General features: G+C 71.1%; 23 protein-coding genes, 1 tRNA gene and 1 riboswitch. Of the genes, 17 read left to right on the top strand and 7 right to left on the bottom strand.

What is annotated here, in order from left to right:
* Positions 1–6 precede the first annotated feature (6 nt).
* The 3 genes from AB0L95_RS24230 to AB0L95_RS24220 all read left to right on the top strand — a co-directional run bounded on the left by AB0L95_RS24230 (position 7) and on the right by AB0L95_RS24220 (position 4,176).
* A complete protein-coding gene (locus AB0L95_RS24230; RefSeq protein WP_365164356.1) occupies positions 7–957 on the top strand; it encodes a cysteine synthase in 951 nt (316 codons plus the stop codon).
* Positions 958–1,345: 388 nt separating this feature from the next.
* Positions 1,346–3,421 carry a putative Ig domain-containing protein gene (locus AB0L95_RS24225; protein WP_365164354.1) on the top strand — a complete coding sequence of 692 codons (2,076 nt, stop codon included), beginning with the start codon at positions 1,346–1,348 and terminating at the stop codon, positions 3,419–3,421.
* A 215-nt stretch (positions 3,422–3,636) separates the two neighbouring features.
* Entirely contained in the window at positions 3,637–4,176 is a 540-nt protein-coding gene (locus AB0L95_RS24220; protein ID WP_365164352.1) for a hypothetical protein, read from the top strand.
* A gap of 24 nt (positions 4,177–4,200) precedes the next feature.
* Here AB0L95_RS24220 and AB0L95_RS24215 read toward each other — a convergent pair whose 3' ends face one another.
* Entirely contained in the window at positions 4,201–4,638 is a 438-nt protein-coding gene (locus tag AB0L95_RS24215) for a type II toxin-antitoxin system PemK/MazF family toxin (RefSeq protein WP_365164350.1), read from the bottom strand.
* Positions 4,639–4,883: 245 nt separating this feature from the next.
* On the opposite strand from AB0L95_RS24215, the gene AB0L95_RS24210 reads away from it, so the two are divergent.
* The gene (locus tag AB0L95_RS24210) at positions 4,884–5,636 is read left to right on the top strand and encodes an MBL fold metallo-hydrolase (RefSeq protein WP_365164348.1); all 753 of its coding nucleotides are present in this window, start codon (positions 4,884–4,886) and stop codon (positions 5,634–5,636) included.
* Between the two features lie 151 nt (positions 5,637–5,787).
* Here the strand turns inward: AB0L95_RS24210 and AB0L95_RS24205 are convergent, their stop codons facing one another.
* A complete protein-coding gene (locus AB0L95_RS24205) occupies positions 5,788–7,038 on the bottom strand; it encodes a PTS transporter subunit EIIC (protein WP_365164346.1) in 1,251 nt (416 codons plus the stop codon).
* Between the two features lie 366 nt (positions 7,039–7,404).
* On the opposite strand from AB0L95_RS24205, the gene AB0L95_RS24200 reads away from it, so the two are divergent.
* The 4 genes from AB0L95_RS24200 to rdgB all read left to right on the top strand — a co-directional run bounded on the left by AB0L95_RS24200 (position 7,405) and on the right by rdgB (position 9,688).
* Positions 7,405–7,638 (top strand): glucose PTS transporter subunit EIIB, encoded by a 234-nt coding sequence (locus AB0L95_RS24200; protein WP_234518547.1) that lies wholly within the window; start codon positions 7,405–7,407, stop codon positions 7,636–7,638.
* 95 nt (positions 7,639–7,733) lie between these two features.
* Positions 7,734–8,465, top strand: coding sequence for a ribonuclease PH (gene rph / locus AB0L95_RS24195; RefSeq protein WP_365164344.1), 732 nt, complete (start codon positions 7,734–7,736; stop codon positions 8,463–8,465).
* Between the two features lie 167 nt (positions 8,466–8,632).
* Entirely contained in the window at positions 8,633–9,034 is a 402-nt protein-coding gene (locus AB0L95_RS24190; RefSeq protein WP_365164342.1) for a hypothetical protein, read from the top strand.
* A gap of 51 nt (positions 9,035–9,085) precedes the next feature.
* Positions 9,086–9,688 (top strand): RdgB/HAM1 family non-canonical purine NTP pyrophosphatase, encoded by a 603-nt coding sequence (gene rdgB / locus AB0L95_RS24185; RefSeq protein WP_365164340.1) that lies wholly within the window; start codon positions 9,086–9,088, stop codon positions 9,686–9,688.
* A 61-nt stretch (positions 9,689–9,749) separates the two neighbouring features.
* Here rdgB and AB0L95_RS24180 read toward each other — a convergent pair.
* The 3 genes from AB0L95_RS24180 to bcp all read right to left on the bottom strand — a co-directional run bounded on the left by AB0L95_RS24180 (position 9,750) and on the right by bcp (position 11,544).
* Positions 9,750–9,834: transfer RNA gene (locus AB0L95_RS24180), tRNA-Leu, on the bottom strand.
* Between the two features lie 42 nt (positions 9,835–9,876).
* Complete coding sequence (locus tag AB0L95_RS24175) at positions 9,877–10,896, bottom strand: HNH endonuclease (protein WP_365164338.1); 1,020 nt, start codon at positions 10,894–10,896, stop codon at positions 9,877–9,879.
* Positions 10,897–11,076: 180 nt separating this feature from the next.
* Entirely contained in the window at positions 11,077–11,544 is a 468-nt protein-coding gene (gene bcp, locus AB0L95_RS24170; protein ID WP_365164335.1) for a thioredoxin-dependent thiol peroxidase, read from the bottom strand.
* 165 nt (positions 11,545–11,709) lie between these two features.
* On the opposite strand from bcp, the gene AB0L95_RS24165 reads away from it, so the two are divergent.
* The 3 genes from AB0L95_RS24165 to AB0L95_RS24155 all read left to right on the top strand — a co-directional run bounded on the left by AB0L95_RS24165 (position 11,710) and on the right by AB0L95_RS24155 (position 12,937).
* Positions 11,710–12,048, top strand: coding sequence for a DUF3618 domain-containing protein (locus AB0L95_RS24165; RefSeq protein WP_365164333.1), 339 nt, complete (start codon positions 11,710–11,712; stop codon positions 12,046–12,048).
* 43 nt (positions 12,049–12,091) lie between these two features.
* Positions 12,092–12,433: a co-chaperone GroES gene (locus AB0L95_RS24160; protein ID WP_322725960.1), complete on the top strand. Its 342-nt coding sequence runs from the start codon at positions 12,092–12,094 to the stop codon at positions 12,431–12,433.
* 91 nt (positions 12,434–12,524) lie between these two features.
* Positions 12,525–12,583: riboswitch (guanidine-III (ykkC-III) riboswitch) on the top strand.
* Between the two features lie 33 nt (positions 12,584–12,616).
* A complete protein-coding gene (locus tag AB0L95_RS24155; RefSeq protein WP_365164331.1) occupies positions 12,617–12,937 on the top strand; it encodes a multidrug efflux SMR transporter in 321 nt (106 codons plus the stop codon).
* A gap of 43 nt (positions 12,938–12,980) precedes the next feature.
* Here the strand turns inward: AB0L95_RS24155 and AB0L95_RS24150 are convergent, their stop codons facing one another.
* Complete coding sequence (locus AB0L95_RS24150) at positions 12,981–15,485, bottom strand: transglycosylase domain-containing protein (protein ID WP_365164328.1); 2,505 nt, start codon at positions 15,483–15,485, stop codon at positions 12,981–12,983.
* A 203-nt stretch (positions 15,486–15,688) separates the two neighbouring features.
* On the opposite strand from AB0L95_RS24150, the gene AB0L95_RS24145 reads away from it, so the two are divergent.
* The 4 genes from AB0L95_RS24145 to AB0L95_RS24130 are packed head-to-tail and all read left to right on the top strand — an operon-like array spanning position 15,689 to position 19,494.
* Positions 15,689–16,489, top strand: a complete 801-nt coding sequence (locus tag AB0L95_RS24145; RefSeq protein WP_365164326.1) for an ABC-2 family transporter protein — start codon at positions 15,689–15,691, stop codon at positions 16,487–16,489.
* Positions 16,482–17,483 carry an ABC transporter permease gene (locus AB0L95_RS24140; RefSeq protein ID WP_365164323.1) on the top strand — a complete coding sequence of 334 codons (1,002 nt, stop codon included), beginning with the start codon at positions 16,482–16,484 and terminating at the stop codon, positions 17,481–17,483. The genes AB0L95_RS24145 and AB0L95_RS24140 overlap by 8 nt, the downstream gene beginning before the upstream one ends.
* Before the next feature lie 7 nt (positions 17,484–17,490).
* Positions 17,491–18,492: an ABC transporter ATP-binding protein gene (locus tag AB0L95_RS24135; RefSeq protein WP_365164320.1), complete on the top strand. Its 1,002-nt coding sequence runs from the start codon at positions 17,491–17,493 to the stop codon at positions 18,490–18,492.
* A gap of 33 nt (positions 18,493–18,525) precedes the next feature.
* Positions 18,526–19,494 carry a DUF1707 domain-containing protein gene (locus AB0L95_RS24130; protein WP_365164318.1) on the top strand — a complete coding sequence of 323 codons (969 nt, stop codon included), beginning with the start codon at positions 18,526–18,528 and terminating at the stop codon, positions 19,492–19,494.
* A gap of 58 nt (positions 19,495–19,552) precedes the next feature.
* On the opposite strand, the gene AB0L95_RS24125 is transcribed toward AB0L95_RS24130, so the two are convergent.
* Positions 19,553–20,884 carry an SGNH/GDSL hydrolase family protein gene (locus AB0L95_RS24125; protein WP_365164315.1) on the bottom strand — a complete coding sequence of 444 codons (1,332 nt, stop codon included), beginning with the start codon at positions 20,882–20,884 and terminating at the stop codon, positions 19,553–19,555.
* 271 nt (positions 20,885–21,155) lie between these two features.
* Here AB0L95_RS24125 and AB0L95_RS24120 point away from each other — a divergent pair, with 271 nt between their 5' ends.
* Complete coding sequence (locus AB0L95_RS24120) at positions 21,156–22,544, top strand: DUF445 domain-containing protein (protein WP_365164312.1); 1,389 nt, start codon at positions 21,156–21,158, stop codon at positions 22,542–22,544.
* Between the two features lie 76 nt (positions 22,545–22,620).
* Entirely contained in the window at positions 22,621–24,099 is a 1,479-nt protein-coding gene (locus tag AB0L95_RS24115) for an MFS transporter (protein ID WP_365164309.1), read from the top strand.
* Positions 24,100–24,174 lie beyond the last annotated feature (75 nt).

Genomic DNA, 24,174 nt, shown 5'->3' with positions numbered 1-24,174 from the left:
TCACCTATGCGCTACGACTCCCCGCTGGCCGCGGTGGGCAACACCCCTCTGGTGCGCCTGCCGCGGCTGTCGCCGTCCCCCGACGTCCGTATCTGGGCCAAGCTGGAGGACCGCAACCCGACCGGCTCGGTCAAGGACCGGCCCGCGCTGCACATGATCGAGCAGGCGGAGAAGGACGGCCGGCTCACCCCCGGCTGCACCATCCTGGAGCCCACCTCGGGCAACACGGGCATCTCCCTGGCCATGGCGGCCAAACTCAAGGGCTACCGCATGGTGTGCGTGATGCCGGAGAACACCTCCCAGGAGCGCCGGGACCTGCTGGGCATGTGGGGCGCCGAGATCATCTCCAGCCCGGCCGCGGGCGGTTCCAACACCGCGGTGCGCGTCGCCAAGGAGCTGGCGGCCGAGCACCCGGACTGGGTGATGCTCTACCAGTACGGCAACCCGGACAACGCGGGCGCCCACTACGCGACGACCGGCCCCGAGATCCTCGCCGACCTGCCCTCCGTCACGCACTTCGTGGCCGGCCTCGGCACCACGGGGACGCTGATGGGCGTGGGCCGCTATCTGCGCGAGCACAAGCCGGACGTGAAGATCGTCGCGGCGGAGCCCCGCTACGACGACCTGGTGTACGGGCTGCGCAACCTCGACGAGGGCTTCGTGCCGGAGCTGTACGACGCGTCCGTGCTGACCACCCGCTTCTCGGTCGGCTCGGCGGACGCGGTGACCCGCACCCGTGAACTCCTCCAGCAGGAGGGCATCTTCGCGGGCGTCTCCACGGGCGCCGCGCTGCACGCCGCCATCGGCGTCGGGAAGAAGGCCGTCACGGCGGGCGAGAGCGCCGACATCGTCTTCATCGTGGCCGACGGCGGCTGGAAGTACCTGTCGACGGGCGTCTATACGGCCGCCACCACCGAAGAGGCGATCGAGACGCTGCACGGCCAGCTCTGGGCCTGAGGCCGGGGCCCCTCGCGTCCGGGGCCCGGCCTCTCCGGCACGACACGCGCTCCCTCCCGCGAGGGGCCCGGCCCGCCATCAACGCGCCAACCCCCTCCTATGAGGGGGCTAAGCGCTGCTCATTTAGCGGCAAAGAACTCTCTTCGGGTACTGCCCGCCTTCTCCGCGCCGGGCTACGTTCTGCCCGCACCCTGACATGTCACGCTCACTCGGCACACCGGGGTGTTCAAGGTGTTCGAAGTGTCATGTCCATGATCGCGCGCCCGCCGCCGCTACGCGCGTCACGGTCTGTCACCCAGCTCGTGAATCCCCACTTCCGGCTGTGGCTCCGCGTCGGCCCCACCCAAGCCTGCGCGGCGCCGGCCTCAAACCGAGAGAGGCAGCACCCATGCGTGAGTCACGCCCGAGCAAGCGGCGACGGAGCCTGCGAAGACTCCTCACCGCCGCCGTCCCTGCTCTAGCTCTCACCGTCGCCGGCCTCATGGCGGCACCGGCGGCCGGGGCCCACAGCGCCCCCGCCGCCGCGCAAGCCTCGCACCTCAGCCGCGCCGCCCAGAACGCCAAGGCGCTGACCGCCCCCGAGGCGCAGTCCGTCCGGGCCACCGGCAAGGCGGGCCAGAAGGTGCCCACCGAGCACCTCTGCGGCACCGCGGCCCCCGGCCACGCGTCCTGCTTCGCCCAGCGGCGCACCGACATCAAGCAGCAGCTCGCCGCGGCCGTCGCCGCCGCGCCCTCCGGCCTGAGCCCGGCCAACCTGCACAGCGCCTACAACCTGCCCTCGACGGGCGGCTCCGGCCTCACGGTCGCGGTGGTCGACGCGTACAACGACCCCAACGCCGCATCCGACCTGGCCACCTACCGCTCGCAGTTCGGCCTGTCCGCGTGCACCACGGCCAACGGCTGCTTCAAGCAGGTCAGCCAGACCGGCTCCACCACCTCGCTGCCGACGAACGACAGCGGCTGGGCCGGCGAGGAGGCGCTCGACATCGACATGGTCAGCGCCGTCTGCCCCAACTGCAACATCATCCTCGTCGAGGCCAACTCCGCGACCGACTCCGACCTCGGCACCGCGGAGAACGAGGCGGTCGCCCTCGGCGCCAAGTTCGTCTCCAACAGCTGGGGCGGCTCCGAGTCCTCCTCCCAGACCAGCGAGGACACCCAGTACTTCAAGCACCCGGGCGTCGCGATCACCGTCTCCGCGGGTGACTCCGCCTACGGCGCCGAGTACCCGGCGACCTCCCAGTACGTGACCGCCGTCGGCGGCACCGCACTCTCCACCGCTTCCAACTCCCGCGGCTGGAGCGAGTCCGTCTGGAAGACCAGCTCCACCGAGGGCACCGGCTCCGGCTGCTCCGCCTACGACCCGAAGCCGAGCTGGCAGACCGACAGCGGCTGCTCGAAGCGCATGGAGGCCGACGTCTCCGCGGTCGCCGACCCGGCCACCGGTGTGGCGGTCTACGACACCTACGGCGGCTCCGGCTGGGCGGTCTACGGCGGCACCAGCGCCTCGTCCCCGATCGTCGCCGGCGTCTACGCCCTCGCGGGCACCCCGGGCTCCGGCGACTACCCGTCGAAGTACCCCTACCAGCACACGGGCAACCTGTACGACGTCACCAGCGGCAACAACGGCAGCTGCTCCCCGTCGTACTTCTGCACCGCGGGCACCGGCTACGACGGCCCGACCGGCTGGGGCACCCCGAACGGCACCGCCGCCTTCACCGCCGGCTCCAGCAGCGGCAACACGGTGACCGTCACCAACCCCGGCAGCCAGTCCACCACCACCGGCGGCTCGGTCAGCCTGCAGATCCAGGCCACCGACAGCGCGGGCGCATCCCTCACCTACAGCGCGAGCGGCCTGCCGACCGGCCTGTCCATCAACAGCTCCAGCGGCCTGATCACCGGTACGGCGTCCACCGCGGGCACCTACCAGGTCACCGTCACCGCGCAGGACTCGACCGGCGCCTCCGGCTCGACCTCCTTCACCTGGACCGTCGGCTCCGGCGGGGGCGGCGGCTGCACCTCCGCCCAGCTGCTCGGCAACCCCGGCTTCGAGTCCGGCAGCACCAGCTGGACCGCCACCAGCGGCGTCATCACCAACGACAGCGGTGAGGCGGCCCACAGCGGCTCCTACAAGGCCTGGCTCGACGGCTACGGCTCCACCCACACCGACACCCTGTCCCAGTCGGTGACCATCCCGTCCGGCTGCAAGGCCACGCTCACCTTCTACCTGCACATCGACACCGCGGAGAGCGGCAGCACCGCGTACGACAAGCTCACGGTGACCGCGGGCTCCAAGACCCTGGCGACGTACTCGAACGCCAACGCCGCCTCGGGCTACGCCCAGAAGTCCTTCGACCTGTCCTCGCTGGCCGGCTCCACGGTCACGCTGAAGTTCAGCGGGGCCGAGGACTCCTCCCTGCAGACCAGCTTCGTCGTCGACGACACCGCGCTGACGACCAGCTGAACCGCGTGACGCACCTCGGTGCGACGGGCCCCGGCCGCGTGTGCGGCCGGGGCCCGTCGGCCGTCGGGGCCCGGTGGCGGCCCGGCCGGGATGCTGGTGCGCTGGAGACAGGCACCCCGATGCGGTGGAACAGGGATCCTGATGCGCTGGAGAAACGTCACAGCAGCGCAAGGGCCAGAACACAGGGCACGGGCTTGAGGAAAGGCGGCCGCCCCATGCGCCGTACGACCCCCCACGGGACCATCACCACCACTCTCGTCGCCGCCGCGACGCTGCTCCTCGCGAGCTGCGGCGGCCAGCACTCAGGAGCCGCCGGCACGGGGGGATCCCCCTCACGGCCCACGGCCGCACCCTCGGCATCACCGTCCGCGTCACCCTCCGCACCGCCCTCGGGATCCGCGCCCGTCTCGCCGTCCCCCACCGCGACCGGCCGGGGCTGCACACCCGAGGTCCAGCTCACCACCGCCGACCGGGGCCACGCCGTCTGCCTGACCACGCACGGGAAGATCCGCCTCACCCTGGACGGCAGCAAGGACCGGCCCTGGAGCCCCGTCACCGCCCAGGGCGGCGCACTGAAGGCCGTCAACGCCGGTATCGGCAGCGCACCCGGCAACACCATCGCCGCCTTCGAGGCCGTCGCACCCGGCACGGCACAGCTCACCGCGACCCGCCCGCTGTGCACCAAGTCCCCCGGCCAGGCATCGTGCCTGGGCATCGAGCGCTGGTCGGTCACGGTCACGGTGGCGACACCATGACACCGCCCGCCCCGCACCGCCGGCTCACCCCGCCAGGTAACGCACCTGGTCCCACAGCGCGGGGTCCACCACCCCGACCCGCCGCCGGAAGTCCCACAGCGGCACGTCCCGCAGCTCGTCCGTCTCCAGGAAGCTCGGCCGGCCCTGGGCATCGGCCACCGTGCCCGGCGGCAACGGGATCACCCCCGCGCGCTCGTCATGGAACCTGCTGGTGATCCCCGCGACCGTCGCGCTGTCCCCGTGCACCGTCAGCACCAGACACGGCCGCTCCCGGCCGGCGGCCCGCCCCTGGGAGGGCACGTCCGCCCACCAGATCTCGGCCGGGCGCGGATGCAGCCGCGCGCGCCCCGCCGGACGGGCGGCCACACGGCGGCGCCCGCCGCGCCCCCACCCGTCCACGAGCGTCGCGACCAGCGCGAGCAGCACCACTGCCGCCAGCGCGAGCCACCACGACGTGTCCATAGGACGACGGTACCGGCGCGTCTGGCGGGATGCCCGCCCTCTCCAACTCCCGTGCGCTCTCTCATAAGCCTCATGCGCCCCCGTTCCAGCCGAACCGGTGACACCACAGGTGAGTTCCCCCACAACGGCCCCTGGCGGAGGAGCGACCCGACCTTTTGCGCCTTACGCTCGACGGACCGCACGACCCCCGTCACCGCACCCGTCCCTGCCTTCTGCACTTATCGCCACGCGGAGGTTCCAGCTCTATGAAGCTCACCGTCGTCGGCTGCTCGGGGTCGTTCCCGTCCGCGGAATCGGCCTGCTCGAGCTACCTCGTCGAGGCCGACGGCTTCCGGCTGCTCCTCGACATGGGCAATGGCGCCCTTGGCGAGCTGCAGCGCCACTGCGGTCTCTACGACCTCGACGCGATCTTCCTCAGCCATCTGCACCCCGACCACTGCATCGACATGCTCGGCTACTTCGTCGCGCGCTACTACCGTCACGACGGCGGCCGCGCGGACCCGATCCCCGTCTACGGCCCCGAAGGCACCGAGCAGCGCCTGACCACCGCCTACGCCGACACCCCCTCGGCCTCCTCGATGAGCGAGGTCTTCGACTTCCACACGGTCAAGCCGGGCACGTTCGAGATCGGCCCCTTCACCGTCCACACGGAACGTGTGCGCCACCCCGTGGAGGCGTACGCGATCCGTGTCGAGCACGGCGGCAAGTCGCTCACGTACTCGGGCGACACGGGCGTGAGCGAGGCCCTGGACGCACTTGCCCGCGACACGGACCTCTTCCTTTGCGAGGCCGCGTTCACCTACGGCAAGGAGGACATCCCGGACCTCCATCTCAACGGCCGCGAGGCCGGCGAGTCGGCAGCCCGGGCCGGCGCCCGCCGCCTGGTCCTCACCCACATCCCGCCGTGGACCGACCCACAGATCAACCTGGCCGACGCCCGCGCGGTCTACTCGGGCCCGGTGGAACTGGCGGCGCCACGGGCGTCGTACGAGATCTAGCGACGTACGGGATCCAGCGACGTACGGGATCCAGCGACGTACGAGATCCGGCGACCGCCGTGATCGCACGCCGTGGCGGATACCGACCCGGAACGCCCGAAGGCCCCGGAACCCTGACGAGGTTCCGGGGCCTTCGTGTCGCTCGGGGCGCTCACGCCTTGGTGAGGTCCTCGACCTCCTCCTCGGGCTCGCGGCCCGGGGTGGGGAGGTTGAACTTGGTGATCGCGAAGCGGAAGACGAAGTAGTAGATCGCCGCGAACACCAGGCCGATCGGGATGATCAGCCAGGGCTTGGTGGCCAGGTTCCAGTTGAGCAGGTAGTCGATGGCGCCCGCGGAGAAGGTGAAGCCCGCATGGACTCCGAGCGCCCAGGTGACGGCCATGGACAGGGCGGTGAGGACCGCGTGGATCGCGTACAGCACCGGGGCGATGAACATGAACGAGAACTCGATCGGCTCGGTCACACCGGTCACGAAGGAGGTCAGCGCCAGGGAGATCATCATGCCCAGCACGGCCTTGCGGCGCTCGGGACGGGCGGTGTGCGCGATGGCGAGCGCGGCGGCCGGCAGACCGAACATCATGATCGGGAAGAAGCCCGACATGAACTGTCCGGCGGTCGGGTCACCGGCGAAGAACCGGTTGAGGTCACCGTGGATGACCTGGCCGGCCGAGTTCTTGAAGTCACCGATCTGGAACCAGGAGACGGTGTTCACGAACTGGTGCATGCCCACAGGAAGCAGCGCACGGTTGATCAGCCCGAACAGACCCGCGCCAAGAGCGCCGAGACCGGTGATCCACTCGCCGAAGCTGGAGATGCCCTTGCCGATCGGCTCCCAGACGAGGCCGAAGAAGACGCCGGCGAGCGTGCCGACGAACGCCATGATGATCGGGACCAGGCGCCGACCGTTGAAGAAGCCGAGCCAGTCGACCAGCTTGGTGCGGTGGTAGCGCTGCCACAGCACCGCCGCCAGCAGACCCATCAAGATGCCGCCGAGAACGCCGGGGTTGTTGTAGGTGGCGGCTATGTCCGCGCCGGGCTGGACCTTGGCCTCGGTGACCGGGAAGGCCTTCAGCACATTGCTGTAGACCAGGAAGCCGACCAGGGCGGCCAGAGCCGTGGAGCCGTCGGACTTCTTGGCGAAGCCGATCGCCACACCGATGCAGAACAGCATCGGCAGGTTGTCGAAGAGCGCCCCACCAGCTGTGGCGAACACCGCCGTGACCTTGTCGGGCAGGTGCAGCTTGTCGTGGATGTCCTGCTGGCCGAGTCGCAGGAGAATGCCCGCCGCCGGCAGCACGGCGATCGGGAGCTGAAGACTGCGGCCGATCTTCTGCAGGCCCTGGAACAGACCGGATCCCCGCTTCTTTGCGGGGGCCGCCGTCGTTGCGGTGGCGGTGCTCATAGATCCTCCATGTGGTCGGATGCTGCCGGGGGACGGAAAGGGGGATGAAGCAGCACCCGCGTGGTCTACACCACTGGTGTAGACCTGTTGTAGCACGGTCAAGGCGGGATAAGGAACCCATGAATTCTCTGGCCGCACGCATAACGGTGGCAATGCCCATAGAGGGAGAAATGCGACACATCAGGAGATGGCTTCCCTTCGGGTGGAAACCGCGCTTGGCGGCCGCCGCCCCAGTGGTGTAGACCAGCTTTTCGGACGGTCGCACTGTCGTGAACGCACCCTTGGTTGCCGACGGCAGGACCGCTCGCAAAGTTGGGTCAACTGTGGGTTACTGCGACAAAGCGGTTCGGATCAGGGAGAGAAGACATGGCCAGCAAGGCTGAGAAGATCGTTGCCGGGCTCGGCGGCATCGACAACATCGAAGAGGTCGAGGGCTGCATCACCCGTCTCCGCACCGAGGTCAACGACCCCTCGCTGGTCGACGAAGCCGCCCTCAAGGCCGCCGGCGCCCACGGCGTCGTCAAGATGGGCAGCGCCATCCAGGTCGTCATCGGCACCGACGCCGACCCGATCGCCGCGGAGATCGAAGACATGATGTGAGCCGCCCGGGGCCGAAACGGCCCGGCGCTCACCCGGAAGGGGCCCTTTCCACCGCGGGAGGGGCCCCTTCCCCGCGTACGGATAGGCTCGGACCCATGTCTCGAATCGACGGCCGAACCCCCGACCAGCTCCGCCCCATCACCATCGAGCGCGGCTGGAGCAAGCATGCCGAGGGCTCCGTCCTCGTCTCCTTCGGCGACACGAAGGTCCTCTGCACCGCCTCCCTCACCGAGGGCGTGCCGCGCTGGCGCAAGGGCAGCGGCGAGGGCTGGGTCACCGCCGAGTACGCCATGCTGCCCCGCTCCACCAACACCCGCGGCGACCGCGAGTCGGTCAAGGGCAAGATCGGCGGCCGGACGCACGAGATCAGCCGCCTCATCGGCCGCTCCCTGCGCGCCGTCGTCGACTACAAGGCGCTCGGCGAGAACACCATCGTCCTCGACTGCGACGTCCTCCAGGCGGACGGCGGCACCCGCACCGCCGCGATCACCGGCGCCTATGTGGCACTGGCCGACGCCGTGGCCTTCGCCCAGCGCAAGAAGCTGGTCAAGGCCGGCCGACAGCCGCTGACCGGCACCGTCTCCGCCGTCTCCGTCGGCATCGTGGGCTCCGCCCCCCTCCTCGACCTCTGCTACGAGGAGGACGTCAGGGCCGAGACCGACATGAACGTCGTCTGCACCGGCGACGGCCGCTTCGTCGAGGTCCAGGGCACGGCCGAGGCGACGCCCTTCGACCGCGACGAACTCAACGCTCTTCTCGACCTCGCCGCCGCGGGCTGCGGCCGGCTCACGGCGATCCAGCGTGCGGCCCTCGAGGCAACCGAGTAGCGCCGTCCGGCGTTTTCACAGGTAGCCGCACCGCCGACGCGGCGGGGCGCCGGGGAGAGCCCGCGCCCCGCTCTCGGCCCCGTACGCCCGGCCCGGCGTAGGACGCGCCGGACCGGCCGGTGCCTCCATGGGAGAGCGCGGCACTGTCAACGGGGAGGGACCCTTCCATGGCCGCGCGCCACCACCGCCGCCGCACCGCCGCCGCGTTCGCCGCTGTCGCCGTACTCGCCGCCATGGGCGCGAGCGCGGGCTGCGACGCCGTCGGCAAGGCGATCGACTGCGTGCAGACCGCCGACGCGATAGCCGACAGCGTCACCGACCTCCAGCAGGCGGTCGAGAGCGCGGCGAACGACCCGAGCCAGGCGGACGCCTCCCTGAACTCCATCGAGAGCAACCTGGACAAGATCGGCGACAAGACGGACGACGTCGACCTCAACAAGGCGGTCGACGACGTCCGCAAGGCCGTGGGCACCGTCCGCGACACCCTCAAGGACGGCGACACGACCCCCGACGTCGGCCCGGTCACGGACGCGGCCGGCGAACTGACGAAGGTCTGCACCTCGTCCTAGGGAGCCGGGGGCGTGCGAAGAGGCGCCGCCGCCCCACGGATACTGGACGGCATGACCCGCCTGATCCTCGCCACCCGTAACGCCGGAAAGATCACCGAACTCAGGGCGATCCTCGCCGACGCGGGCCTTCCGCACGACCTCGTCGGCGCGGACGCCTACCCCGACATCCCCGACGTCAAGGAAACGGGCGTCACCTTCGCCGAGAACGCCCTGCTCAAGGCCCACGCCCTGGCCCAGGCGACGGGCCTGCCGGCCGTGGCCGACGACTCCGGCCTCTGTGTGGACGTCCTGGGCGGCGCGCCCGGCATCTTCTCGGCCCGCTGGGCGGGCCGGCACGGCGACGACAAGGCGAACCTGGAGCTGCTCCTCGCCCAGCTCGGCGACATCGACGCCCCCCACCGGGCCGCCCACTTCGCCTGCGCCGCCGCCCTGGCCCTGCCGGACGGCACCGAGCGTGTGGTCGAGGGGCAGCTGCGGGGCACCCTGCGGGACGCCCCGTCCGGCACGAACGGCTTCGGCTACGACCCGATCCTCCAGCCCGAGGGCGAGACGCGCACCTGCGCGGAGCTGACCCCTGCGGAGAAGAACGCGATCAGCCACCGCGGCAAGGCGTTCCGCGCCCTGGTGCCGGTGGTACGGGAACTGCTGGGCTGAGCCCGACGACGCAGAGAAGACCCGGTCGGATCATCCGGACCGGGCCTTCCTGATATCTCTGTGCGGTCGGTGGGACTCGAACCCACACGGGATTTCTCCCACGGGCACCTAAAACCCGCGCGTATCGCCTATTTCGCCACGACCGCCCCAAAGCGGACATTTAATCTTCCTGTGCCGCTTCGTGTCGTTCAGTGTACGGGGGAGTCCGGGCGCCCCGCGGTGCGCCCGCCCTTGCGGCGGCACCATGTTGCCGTCAGCGCATGGCAGTTCGGGCACAGGTACCGCAGGTTCTCGATGCGGTTGTCCAGCCAGTCACCGTTGATGTGGTCGATCTGGAGTGTGATGGGCTGCCCCAGCCACTGCCCTTGGTTCCCGCACGACGTGCACCGGTAGGGAAGGCCCGCCTCCTGGAGGGCCGCGTGCAGCCGTGTGCGGTTGGGGCGCGTGGAGTCGGCGGGGAGGACCACCAGCACCCGCTCCGGCGCGGGCGCGCGTCGGACCGTGCGGGCGGCAGCCCAGGGGTGCCGGATGAAGTGGCTCGTGTCCAGCCCGAGTTGGGCGGCGCTGCGACGGATCCGCCGGTGGTTCGTGTCGTTCACCTCGAGCTCCAGTGCGCGCATGACATCTGCGTAGCTCGTGGCCTCTGCCACGGCTGTGCGCAGCGCGTCCTCGGGGATCGCCGGGCGGGAACGGCGGAAGTGGGATGTGTCGATGCCCCGTTCCCGGAACATCCGCCCCAAGGCGGCACGCGATCGGCCGTCGTCGGGAACTCCGAGGATCTCGGCCGCCCCGCGCACACTCAGGGCGGACGCGGCCGCGACCCGTAGTTCGTCCTCGGTGAAGGGGAGGCCCAGGTGCGGGCGGTCGATGCCGGGGAAGTGGCTGATGTCGATGCCCGCTGCCGCGATGCGGCGTCGGATGTGCGCGAGGGTGCCTGTCGCGGGTGTGGCACCGAGTTCCAGCGCGACCTCGCGCAAGGTCGTGGACGTCGCGGCCGCCGCGGCGATCGCCGAGTCGGGGTATCTGCGCCAGGGGCTGCGCCTGCTTGAAATGGGCGGTGTCGTTCCGCGGGCGGCGATCCGTTGCTGCAGAACGCGTCGCTGTCCACCGCTCGGCTTGAGGCCGAGGTGGCGCATGAGGTCGTTCCAGCTGTGGGAGCGGGCCACGGCCGCCGCCGGCGTGTCTCGGTCGTACGGGCCGGTGGCCATGACGTCCCCTCCGCTTCCGGCCGCGCCCGTTCGCGGCCTCGTACGGAATAACGAACCGCTTATCGGACAGTCACGCCCGGTATGCGAAACGGCCCGTACCGGGAGGTCGGTACGGGCCGCTCAGGGGGCCTGGATTCCGACGGGCCGCTCAGGGGCCCTGGATTTCTGATCCCTCGGTGCCTAGATGTCCAGGTCCTTGATGATCTTCGCTACGTGGCCCGTCGCCTTCACGTTGTACAGGGCGCGCTCGACCTTGCCCGCCTCGTCCACGATCACCGTGGAGCGGATGACGCCGACGACCGTCTTGCCGTACAGCTTCTTCTCGCCGAACGCGCCGTAGGCCTCCAGCACCTTCTTGTCCGGGTCGGCGAGCAGGGTGACCTTCAGGTCCTCCTTCTCGCGGAACTTCGCGAGCTTCTCCGGCTTGTCGGGCGAGATGCCGATGACGTCGTATCCGGCGCCCGCCAGCAGCTCCAGGTTGTCCGTGAAGTCGCACGCCTGCTTGGTGCAGCCTGGGGTGAGCGCGGCGGGGTAGAAGTACACGATGACCTTGCGGCCCTTGTGGCCGGCCAGGGAGACCTCGGTGCCGTCGGCGTCCGGCAGGGTGAAGGCGGGGGCGGTGTCGCCGGGCTGCAGTCGCTCGCTCATCGTCGTTACCTCACAGACAGGGGGCGGTTACCCGACGAGCCTAATCCGCGTCCGGAGGCTCCAGAGGGGTGCCGATGGGTGCGTTCGGCGAGGAACTGACAGACTGTCGACCACAGACGCAGGAATTGCACGGAACACGTCGCAAACGACCACGGAGGAAACGCGGTGGCGGACACGTCGAGCACACCGGACACCAGAACTCCGGCGGAGATCGAGGCGGACATCAAGCGCCGCCGCGAAACGCTGGCCGAGACGCTCGACGAGATCGGCGTCCGGGTGCACCCGAAGACGATCGTCGGGGACGCCAAGGCCAAGGTCGTCTCCCATGTCGACAACACGCTCGGCCGTGCGTACGTCCGTGCGAACCGGGTCGTCGGCGAGGTGAAGGGCCAGCTGGTCACGGAGGAGGGGGCGCCGCGCCTGGAGCGCATCGTGCCCGTGGCGCTGGTCGTGGTCGGGGTCGTGGGCCTGCTGGCCCTCGGTTCCCGGCGGCGCAAGCGCTGACCCGGCCGCGCACGAGGTCGTCGGAGACAGGTAGGTTCGGGGCGTGAGCGAGAAGACCCACCACGACAAGTTGCCCATCCGGATGCTGCACGACCGCGTGCTGGTGCGGCAGGACACCGCCGAGGGCGAGCGCCGCTCGGGCGGCGGCATCCTGATCCCCGCGACGGCGGCCGTCGGCCGGCGCCTCGCCTGGGCCGAGGTCGTCGCGGTCGGGCAGAACGTGCGGACCGTGGAGCCGGGCGACCGGGTCCTGTACGACCCGGAGGACCGGGCCGAGGTCGAGGTGCGCGGCACCGCGTACGTGCTGATGCGGGAACGCGATCTGCACGCCGTGGCGGCGGACCGCTTCGAGGGGTCGGAGGACTCCACGGGGCTCTACCTGTAGGCCCGCAGGCTCCCAAGCTCGAGCGATCGGGGTGGAAAGGGGCTGGTGACCGTCGTCACCAGCCCCTTTTGCCTGTCCTTTGCTACGTTGGACGGACCCGCGAGGGACCCGACGAGACGCGCCGTACCGGGATCGCAAAGACGACGCACCCCCTGTTGATCATCGGAACACGGAGGTGCCCCCATGGCGTGGGTCCTGCTCGTCCTCGCCGGCCTGCTGGAGGTCGGCTGGTCGGTCGGCATGAAGTACACCGACGGGTTCACCCGCCTCTGGCCGAGCCTGGGCACCGGTGCGGGCATCGTCGCCAGCATGCTGCTGCTGTCGTACGCCGCGAGGTCCCTGCCCATCGGTACGGCGTACGGCGTCTGGGTGGGCATCGACGCGGCCGGGGCGGCGGTGCTGGGCATGACCGTGCTCGGCGAGCCCGCGACCGCCGCGCGGATCTTCTTCGTGGCGCTGCTGCTGGTGGCCGTGGTGGGGCTGAAGGCGACCTCGGGTCACTGACCCCACGCGACCGGCCGCGTCCGTGCCCGCCCGGCCGCCCCGCTCAGAACCCCACGCCGCCCGCCGGTCCGCCCGGCCCGGTCGGTCCGCCGTCGCCGGTCGTCCCGCCGGTGCCGGTCGTGCCCCCGTCGCCGGTCGTGCCGCCCGCGCCCGTGGTGCCGCCCGTGCCCGTCGTTCCGCCGGCCCCGGTGGTGCCGCCGGTGTCCGTGGTGCCGCCCGTGCCGGTGGCGCCGCCGGTGTCCGTGGCTCCGCCGGCCCCGGTGGTGCCGCCGGGGTCGGTCGGGCCGCCGGTGCCGGTGGTGCCGCCGTCGTCCTGGCCCTGGGTCTGGCCCTGGTCCTGCCCCCGGGTGCTCTGGTCGCCGGTCGTGCCGCCGTTGTCCTGGGCGCCGGTGGTGCCGGTCGGCTGGTCCGAGGGGCTCGTGGAGGGCTCCAGGGTCTGGTCGGCGCCGGGCTGGAGCTGGAGGTCGAAGTCCTTGACGGGCTTGCCCCGCAGCGCTTCCTTGGTGAACTGCGCCCAGATCTGCGCGGGCGCGCCGCCGCCGTTGATGCGGGCCAGGCCCATCGCGCCGTACAGCGGCTTGTGGGCGGCGGTCACCGGGTCCTGGCCCATCACGGAGATCACCGTGGCGAGGTCGGGGGTGTAGCCCGCGAACCAGGCCGCGGTGTCCTCCTCCGCGGTGCCGGTCTTGCCGGCGGCCGGGCGGCCCGCGGCCAGGGCGCTGGTCGCCGTGCCGTTCTGGACGACGCTCTGCAGGACCGAGGTGGTGGTGTCGGCGGCCTCGCGGCTGACGGCCTGGCCGGTCTTCCGCTCGGGCAGTCCGCCCACGTCCTCGCCGTCCTTGGTGATCTTGTCGACCAGGGTGTACGTGCCGTGCTCGCCGTGGTTGGCGAGCGTCGCGTACGCCTCCGCCATGTCCAGGACGCTGGCGGTGGCCGTGCCGAGCGCGATGGACGGGTAGGGGTTCAGGTCCTTGGTGCCGGACGGGATGCCGAGGTCGACCGCGGTCTGCTTGACCTTGGCCGGGCCGACGTCCACGGCCATCTGCGCGTACACCGAGTTGACCGACTTGTCGGTGGCGTCGCGCACGGTGATGTCGCCGTAGGAGTGGCTGTCCTCGTTCTCGGGGGCGTACCCGCCGCCGGACCAGCCCTGCACGGGGCGCTTGTTGGTGCCGTCGTAGATCGTGTTGGGCGAGATGGGGCGGCCGTCCTCGGTCCGGGAGTTGTTCTCCACGGCGGAGGTGAACACGAACGGCTTGAAGGTGGAGCCCACCTGGAAGTCGCCGCGTGTGGCGTTGTTCGTGTACTGCTTCACGTAGTCGATGCCGCCGTACATGGCGAGGATCTTGCCGGTGCGCGGGTCGACGGCGGCGCCGCCCGCGCGGACGTAGGTGTCGACCTTGCGGTTCTTCTTGTCCAGCTTGGACATCAGCTGGTCGTTCACCGCGTTGACGAAGGCGTCCTGCTTGCTCTTCTGCAGGGTGGTGGTGATGCGGTAGCCGCCGGCGGCGAGCTGGTCCGCGTCGACGAGCTTGTTCTCCTGGAGATAGTCCTTGATCGCGTCGAGGAGGTAGCCGCGCTGGCCGGACAGGCCGGTGGAGGCGGTGGCCTCCTTCGGCATGGGGAACTTCATGCCGGCGCGCTGGGAGTCGCTGAGCCAGCCCTTCTTGACCATGCCGTCGAGGACGTAGTTCCAGCGGGCCTCGGCCGCGCCCTTGTTCTCCGGGTGCGCGACGACGTCGTACTCGCTGGGCGCGTTGAGCAGCGCGGCGAGGTAGGCGCCCTTGGCCGGGTCGAGGGCCATGGCGTCGACGCCGTAGTAGGCGCGGGCGGCGGCCTGGATGCCGTAGGCGTTGCGGCCGAAGAAGCTGGTGTTGAGGTAGCCCTCGAGGATGTCGTTCTTGCTCTTCTCGCGGTCCAGCTTGATCGAGATGAAGAACTCCTTCACCTTGCGGGTGACGGTCTGTTCCTGGCCCAGGTAGTAGTTCTTGACGTACTGCTGGGTGATCGTGGAGCCGGACTGCTTGCCCTTGCCGGTGGCGGTGTTCCAGCCGGCGCGGACCATCGCCTTGGGGTCGACGGCGGACTCGGTGTAGAAGTCGCGGTCCTCGGCGGCGAGCACGGCGTGCTGGGCGTCCTTGGAGATCTGGGCGAGGCCGACGTTCTCGCGGTTGACCTTGCCGTCGCGGGCGATCTCGGTTCCGTCCGCGTACAGGTAGACGTTGCTCTGCTTGGTCGCCAGCGCGTTGGCCGGCGGGATCTTGACCATGGAGTAGCCCAGCGCGAACAGGCCGACGAGCAGCAGGATCCCGACCACGAAGGTGCCGAACACCATCCGCCAGGTGGGGATCAGCCGGCGCCATCCCGTGCGCCCCGGCCGCTTCGCCTGCCCGCCGGACCCGGCCTGCCCGCCGGACCCGGCCTGCGGGTCCGGGACCGCGGACCGCTGGTCCGGGACTGCGGACCGCGGTTCCAGGGCCGCGGGCCGTGGCGGCTTCGTGGGCGCCACGCCCTTGCTGCTCTGCTGCGGCTGCGGCTCGTCGCTCATCGTGGTGCCGGACTCCCGTTTCGCGTCGTACGTTCCCGTACGCCCTCATACGCCATGTGCGCCCCCTGATGAAGACTGTCGCACCAACCGTTCCGTTCCCGGTACGACGGACCTGCCGCAGCGGAAAAACGTGTGGTACGCCACTTCGTCCGCGCGCTAGGCTCCTGCGCTTCGCTCCGGAACGTGTCGAAGGAGGTTCTCCCTTGGGGACAGGGCGGTTGTACGCCGCTGTCGCCGCCGGTGGTTTCCGGCGGTACGCGACCTACCGGACCGCGACCGCGGCGGGGGTGTTCACCAACACAGTCTTCGGATTGATCTTGGCATACACCTACCTCGCCCTGTGGCACGAACGGCCTCACCTCGGGGGGTACGACGAGGCTCAGGCGTTGACGTACGTATGGACCGGGCAGGCGCTGCTGATGACCGTCTCGGTGATGGGCGGCGGCTTCGAGGACGAACTGATCGAGCGCATCCGCACCGGCGACATCGCGATCGACCTGTACCGGCCCGCCGACCTCCAGCTGTGGTGGCTGGCGGGAGACCTGGGCCGGGCCCTGTTCCACCTGCTGGCGCGGGGGGCGCTCCCCATGGCGGCCGGCGCGCTCCTCTTCCCGCTCGCCCTGCCCACCGGCCCGCTGGTCTGGGTGGCCTTCCTGACCGCCGTCCTGCTGGGCGCGGTGGTCAGTTTCGCGATCCGCTACCTGGTCGCGCTCAGCGCGTTCTGGCTGATGGACGGGGCGGGTGTGGCGCAGATCTCCTGGATCATCGCCATGTTCTGCTCGGGGATGCTGCTGCCGCTGAACGTCTTCCCGGGGGTGCTCGGCGAGATCGTGCGCGCCCTGCCCTGGGCGTCGCTGATCCAGGCGCCGACGGACGTCCTGCTGGGCACGGCGGACCCGGCGGCGGTCTACGTCCGCCAGCTCGCCTGGGCCGTGGTGCTGCTGACGGCCGGGCGGATGCTCCAGTCGGCGGCGACGCGCCGGGTGGTGGTGCAGGGTGGCTGAGGAGACGTACGAGGGGATGCGCGGGGGGACGTACGGGCAGCCGTACGGGGACCTGCGCGGGCAGCCGTACGAGGACGTGGACGCCGGCGCGGGGGCGGGAGCGGACGTCGACGCGGGCGCCTGTGCCGACGGGGCCCGCCCGGACCAGGACCGTTGGCCGCCCCGGCGGGGCGGGAGGACGTACGGCCGGGTGCGGGAGGGCCTGCGCGCCTACCGGCTGATCACCGCGATGTGGATCCGCTCCACGATGGCCTACCGGGCCTCGTTCGTGATGACCACGCTCGGCAACCTCGTGGCGACCGCGCTGGACTTCGTCGCGATCCTGTTGATGTTCTCGCGGGTCGACGTCCTCGGCGGGTACCGGCTGCCCGAGGTCGCCTTCCTGTACGGACTGTCGTCGACCGCGTTCGGGCTCGCGGACCTCGCGATCGGCTCCATGGACCGGCTGGGGCGGCGGGTGCGCGACGGCACGCTGGACACCCTGCTGGTGCGCCCCGCGCCCGTGCTGGCGCAGGTCGCCGCGGACCGCTTCGGACTGCGCCGGCTCGGCCGCGTCACCCAGGGGGCGTGTGTCCTCGGGTACGCGCTCGCCGCGCTCGATGTCGCCTGGACCCCGCTCAAGGTGGCGGTGATCCCGCTCGCGCTGCTCAGCGGCGGCCTGATCTTCTGCGCGCTGTTCGTGGCGGGCGCGGCCTTCCAGTTCGTCGCGCAGGACGCCTCCGAGGTGCAGAACTCCTTCACCTACGGCGGTCAGACGCTGCTGCAGTACCCGCCCACCGTCTTCGCGAAGGAACTGGTGCGCGGGGTGACCTTCGTACTGCCGCTCGCCTTCGTCAACTGGCTGCCCGCGCTGTATGTGCTGGGGCGGCCCTATCCGCTCGACCTGCCGGCCTGGGTCGCGTTCGCCCCACCGCTGGTGGCGGCGGGCTGCTGCGCGGCGGCGGGGCTGGCCTGGCGCGCGGGACTGCGTTCGTACCGGAGCACGGGGAGCTGAGGAAGTCATGGACGGTGGCCTGATGGGGGACGGCGGCTCGGTGCGGGACGGCCGCTTCATCGAACTGGACCGCGTGGAGAAGGTCTTCCGGGTGCGCAAGCGGACCGGTTTCCTCAGGAGCGAGCGGCGGCAGGTACGGGCCGTCGACGGGCTGTCCTTCACCGTGGCGCGCGGCGAGATGGTCGGCTACATCGGGCCGAACGGCGCCGGGAAGTCCACCACCATCAAGATGCTGACCGGGATCCTCACCCCGAGCGGCGGCCGGCTGCGGGTCGCCGGGATCGACCCCGCCCGCGAACGGCTGCGGCTCGCCCAGCGCATCGGGGTGGTGTTCGGGCAGCGGACGACCCTGTGGTGGGACCTGCCGCTGATCGACTCCTACCGGCTGATGCACCGGATGTACCGCATCCCGGACGGGCACTACCGCGAGCGGCTGGACCGCCTCGTCGAACTCCTGGAGCTGGGCAGCCTGTTGGACGTACCGGTGCGGCAGCTGTCGCTGGGGCAGCGGATGCGCGGGGACATCGCGGCGGCGCTGCTGCACGACCCGGAGGTGCTCTACCTCGACGAGCCGACGATCGGCCTCGACGTGGTCTCCAAAGCCAAGGTCCGCGCGTTCCTGCGGGAGTTGAACACCGAGCGCGGCACGACGGTGCTGCTGACCACGCACGACCTCCAGGACATCGAGCAGCTGTGCTCACGGGTGATGGTCATCGACCACGGGCGCCTGGTGTACGACGGCGCGCCGGCCGCGCTGCACGAGGTGGGCGACAGCGAGCGCACCCTCGTGGTCGACCTGGAGCGGGAGCTGCCGCCGATCGAGGCGCCGCCCGCGCGCGTGGTGCGGGTGGAGGGGCCGCGGCAGTGGCTCGCCTTCCCCGCGTCCCGGTCGGCGGCCCCGCTGGTGGCGCGGATCGCGGCGGAGTATCCGCTGGTGGACCTGTCGGTGCGGGAGCCCGACATCGAGGAGGTCATCGCGCGGATGTACGCCGGGAGGACTTCGGCGTAGTCCGGCGCGCGGGGAACTCGTAGGCTGAAGCCCATGACCGACGCTGTGTCTTCCGGGGGACGTGACGATCAGCGGCTGACGCCGCGGGAATCCGGGTCCCCCGCACCGGATCTCCGTGCTTCCGACGCCGATCGTGAACGGGTCGCCGAGGTCCTGCGGGACGCCCTCGCGGAGGGCCGTCTCGACATGGAGGAGTTCGAGGAGCGACTGGAGGCGACCTACCGGGCGCGGACGTACCGCGAACTGGCGCCTGTCACCCGGGACCTGCCGGCCGCGGGCGTCGAGGCCCCGCCGGTGTCCCTGGTCAAGGAGCCCCCGGTGAGCGGGAGTTGGCGGGAGCGGATCGTCGTCGGCGAAGGGTCGTCCTCGTGGGCGGTCGCCGTCATGTCCGGGTTCCAGCGCAAGGGGCGCTGGACGGCGCCCCGGCGGTTCAACTGCTTCGCCTTCTGGGGCGGCGGCGAGATCGATCTGCGCGAGGCGTACTTCGCGGACCGCGAGATCGAGATCAACTGCGTGGCGATCATGGGCGGGATGAATGTGATCGTGCCGCCGGGCGTCGAGGTGGTCGTGCGCGGCATCGGGATCATGGGGGGCTTCGACCACCGCGAGGAGGGCACGCCCGGCGAACCCGGCGCGCCGCGCGTGATCGTCACCGGGTTCGCCTTCTGGGGCGGGGTCGGCGTGGAGCGCAGGCTGACCCGCGCGGAGCGGCAGCGGCTGAAGGAGGAGCGGCGCCAGGAGAGGCTGGACCGCAAGGCCGCGCGCAAGGAGCTGAAGGCCACTCGTGGCGGGGAACACGGGGCCTTGGCGGGCCTGGAAGGGCTGCTCGACGCCCATGAGGCCCTGCAGCAGCACCGCGAGGCGTTGGAGGAGCACCGCGAACTGCTCCGTGAACGCCGCGAGGAACGCCGCGAACGCCACGAGGAGCGCCGGGAGGAGCGCCGCGAGCGCTACGAGGAGCGCCGCGGGCAACGCGACCGCCGCCGTCACAGGGACTACTGAGGGGACCGCCGTCTGCCGGACCGGCCCGCGGCTTCGGCCGCCGCCGGGCCGGTCGTCGTCACAGCTGCGCCGGCACCGCGCCCTTCAGCGAGGTCAGGTCGAAGACCTCCGCCATCCCGGCGAAGCCCCTGTCACTGGGGTGGAGGTGGTCGCCCGAGTCGTAGTCGGAGCGCAGCCGGCGCGGGTCGTACGGGTCGCGCAGCGCCTGGTCGAAGTCGACGACCGCGTCGTACACCGTGCCCGACCGGATCTGCGCGTTGACGGCCTGCCGCACCCGCTCGCGGTCGGGCCGGTAGCCCCGGTGGCCCTCGAACGGCATCAGCGTGGCCCCGACGACCTTCAGCCCGTGTGCGTGCGCCCGGCGGACCAGGGTGCGCAGGCCCGCCGTGATCCGGTCGGGGTCGGCGTGTCCGCGGTTGCGCAGGATGTCGTTGACGCCGAGGTCGACGACGACGGCCTTGACGTTCGTACGGTCCAGCACATCCCGGTCGAAGCGGCTGAGGGCGCTCGGGTTCTCGGCGGGCCGGCCGAGGCCGCCGTCGGCGAGGACCTGGTTGCCGCTGATCCCCTGGTTGACCACGCTGTAGCGGGGTACGTCCCCGGATCCGGCGGCCCGGCGCAGCCGCTCGGCGAGGACGTCCGTCCAGCGGTGGTCGGCGTTCGTGGTGGAGGTGACGCCATCGGTGATCGAGTCGCCGAGCGCGACCACGGTCCCGACCGCCTGGTCGCTGAGCACGTCGAGCGCGGTCAGATAGCGCCAGGAGGTGCTCTGCCCGGTGTACGGGGCGCCGCCCGTGTCCTCCGTGCGGTCGCCCTGTGCGACGTAGGAGATCTGGCGGGCGTGCTGGTGGTAGGTGACGGGGCCCGACGGGGCGGGGGAGTACGTGGTCACGAGTACGTCCGCGTCGTGCGGGACGGCGATGCGCACGGCGTCGCTGACCACCTGCCGGCCGGCGGGCACGACGACCGGGACGGCGCCGCCGAAGGTGAGCCGGCGCATGGTGCCGGGCGCCGCGGCCGGGCCGCCCGCCGCGGCGAGGGCGATCGAGGCGTGCGTGACGGTCAGCGGCTGCCGTCCGTAGAGATTGGACAGCGTGATACGGGCACTCGTACCGCCGACGTCGGTGTGGACGACGTTGCGTACGGACCGTCCCGCCATCCCGTTCGTCCCGGTGCCGGGTTCGGCGCCGGAGGGCGAGGCCGACCAGGTGCTCACCCAGGCGCCGACGGAGGCGGGGGCGGCGGCACCCGGCGGGGCCTGTCGGGCGGCGGCGAGGGCGCCGCGGCTGTCGCCGTCATCGGCCGGGGCGCCGATGTATATGGCGGCGGACAGGGCCACGATCACGGTGACGATCGCGGACAGCAGGGCATAACCGTGACGCCTGGTCATGCGGCGCGTGTCTCCTCGGACGAGGGGAGCTCGAGGCTCCGGTGCTGATCATCCTCATGATGCGTCATGAGGCGGGAGAGATCGGTGGGGCCCCTACCGGTCCCTGGGAGGAGCGACCCCCGAGAGGAACGATCCCCGAGAGGAACCCTGACGAGACCCTGAAAAGCCCCCGAGACTTCTCCGAGCGGACAGACGTCGGGAACTCTCGTTCCGTTCCAGGAGTCGGTCAGGAAGGGACAATGTGTATCGGAGGACACGATCGGTGGAGCGGATGGAACGCACGAAACCGGACGACTCGGCGGGCCCGGGGCGACCCGCGGGTGCCGGACGGTCTTCTGCCGCCGGACCGTCCGGTGGCACGGCCGCCGCGGCCCTGACCGGAGGCCCGAGCCGGGCGATGACCTCCTTCAGCGCCGCCGACGAGGAGAAGCGCCGGGGCGTGCGCCGGATGAAGAGCACGGCGACCGGACTGCTGCTGCTCGTGGCGCTCGTGTACACCCTCGCCACCTGGGCGCGGCACTCCGGCGCGGGCCCCTGGGCCGCCTATGTGGCGGCGGCGGCCGAGGCCGGCATGGTCGGCGCGCTCGCCGACTGGTTCGCGGTCACCGCGCTCTTCCGGCACCCGCTCGGCCTGCCCATCCCGCACACCGCGATCATCCCGAACAAGAAGGACCAGCTCGGTGTCTCGCTGGGCGAGTTCGTCGGCGAGAACTTCCTCTCCGAGGAGGTCGTACGGCAGCGGCTGCGCGCCGTCGGCATCAGCAGCCGCCTGGGCGTCTGGCTCGCCCGCCCGGAGAACGCGGACCGGGTCACGGCCGAGCTGGCGACGGCCCTGCGCGGGGCCCTGACCGTCCTGCGGGACTCCGACGTGCAGGCGGTGGTCGGCGAGGCCATCACCCGCCGGGCCGACGCCCAGGAGATCGCGCCCGGCCTCGGCAAGATGCTGGAGCGGGTCGTCGCGGACGGCGGTCACAGACGGGTCGTGGACCTGGTCTGCGTCCGCGCCCACGACTGGCTGGTGCTGCACGACGACCAGGTCATGGCCGCGGTCCAGGGCGGCGCCCCCGGCTGGACCCCCCGGTTCGTCGACAAGAAGGTCGGCGAGCGGGTCTACAAGGAGCTGCTGCGTTTCGTCACCGAGATGCGTGACTCGCCCTCGCACCCGGCGCGCGGCGCCCTCGACCGGTTCCTCGCCGACTTCGCCTCCGATCTGCAGTCCGACACCGACACCCGGGCGCGGGTGGAGCGGCTCAAGGGCGAGGTGCTGGGCCGTGGCGAGGTCCAGGATCTGATCGCCTCCGCCTGGACCGCCGTCCGCTCCATGATCGTCTCTGCCGCGCAGGACGAGCGGAGCGAGCTGCGGGTGAGGGTGCGGGCGTCGCTGCTGGCGCTGGGCGGCCGTATGGCGGACGACCCGAAGACCCAGTCCAAGGTGGACCGGTGGGTGGAGGGCGCGGCGGTGCATGTCGTGACGACGTACCGCAAGGAGATCACCTCCTTGATCACGGACACGGTCGCGAGCTGGGACGCCGGGCACACCACGCGGAAGATCGAGGCGCACATCGGCCGGGACCTGCAGTTCATCCGGATCAACGGCACGGTGGTGGGCTCGCTCGCGGGACTGCTGATCTACACGGTGTCGCGGGTGCTCGGGGGGTGAGCCGCCGGGCGTAAGGCACTGGTGAGCGGGCACTCGGGCCTCGTGCGGCGTCACCCGGCGTCACAAGGAGGTCACCATGTCCGTCACCGCGCCACAGCCCGGCACGGTCACCACCGCGATTCCCGCTCGACTCGATCGCCTGCCCTGGTCGCGCTGGCACTGGACGATCGTGATCGGACTCGGCACGGTATGGATCCTCGACGGCCTGGAGGTCACGGTCGTCGGCAACATCGCCAGCCGGCTGTCGGAGTCCGGCAGCGGACTGGCGATCAGCTCCGGCCAGGTCACCGGCACGGCGGCGGCGCTGTATGTGGCGGGCGCCTGTTCCGGCGCCCTGTTCTGGGGCCGTCTCACCGACCGCTACGGCCGCAAGAAGCTGTTCATGATCACCCTCGCGGTCTACCTCGCGGCCACCGCCCTGACGGCGATCTCCTTCCAGACCTGGTGGTTCTTCCTCTTCCGCTTCCTCACCGGTTTCGGCATCGGCGGTGAGTACGCGGCCATCAACTCCGCGATCGACGAACTGATCCCGGCGTACTACCGGGGCCGCGTCGACCTGATCATCAACGGCAGCTTCTGGGTGGGCGCGGTCGGCGGCTCGCTGCTGTCGATCCTCGCGCTGAACACGAGCATCCTGGCGAAGGACGTGGGCTGGCGGCTGACGTTCGCGCTGGGTGTCGTGCTCGGCCTGGTCATCCTCCTGGTGCGGCGGCACGTGCCCGAGAGTCCGCGCTGGCTGCTGATCCACGGCAGGGAGAAGGAGGCGGAACAGGTGGTGTCCGCCATCGAACGGCAGGTCGAGGCGGAGAAGGGCGAGCCGCTGCCCCGGCCCGAGCGCGAGATCACCATCCACCAGCGCAAGACCATCGGCTTCCTCGACATCGCCCGCACGGTCTTCTCCCAGTACCGCAAGCGCGCCGCCCTGGGCTTCTCCCTCTTCATCGGCCAGGCGTTCCTCTACAACGCCATCACCTTCGGCTTCGGCGCGATCCTCACCAAGTTCTTCCATGTCCCGGCCGATCACACCGGCTACTACTTCGCCGTCATCGCGATCGGCAACTTCTTCGGCCCGCTGCTGCTCGGCAAGCTCTTCGACACGGTCGGCCGCCGGGTGATGATCTCCTCGACGTATCTGCTGTCCGGGCTGCTCCTGTTCGGCACGGCCTGGCTCTTCGGCCGGGGTTCGCTGACCGCGGGCACCCTGACGGCCTGCTGGTGCGTGGTGCTGTTCTTCGCCTCGGCGGGCGCCTCCAGCGCCTATCTGACGGTCTCCGAGGTGTTCCCGATGGAGACCCGGGCCATGTCCATCGCCTTCTTCTACGCCACCGGCACCGCGGCCGGCGGCATCAGCGGCCCCCTGCTGTTCGCGGACCTCACCAGCACCGGCAAGGTCGGCGACACGGTCCTCGCCTTCCAGATCGGAGCGGGCCTGATGTGCGCGGCGGGCCTGGTCGCGGCCCTGCTCGCGGTACGCGCGGAACGCCGCTCGCTGGAGGACATCGCCCTGCCGCTGACGGCGGTGCCCCAAGCGGCGAGCGCGAAGGCGACCCCGTAGCCCAAGCGGCGAGCGCGAAGGCGACCCCATAGCCGCCACCCCGACGACCGCATGGCCCCCGGAGCCCCAAGACGC

The sequence above is a fragment of the Streptomyces sp. NPDC052036 genome (assembly GCF_040680495.1).
Classification (GTDB): Bacteria; Actinomycetota; Actinomycetes; order Streptomycetales; family Streptomycetaceae; genus Streptomyces.
Note: the sequence above shows the minus strand (reverse complement) of the source record. Positions and strands in the feature narration are given on the sequence as shown.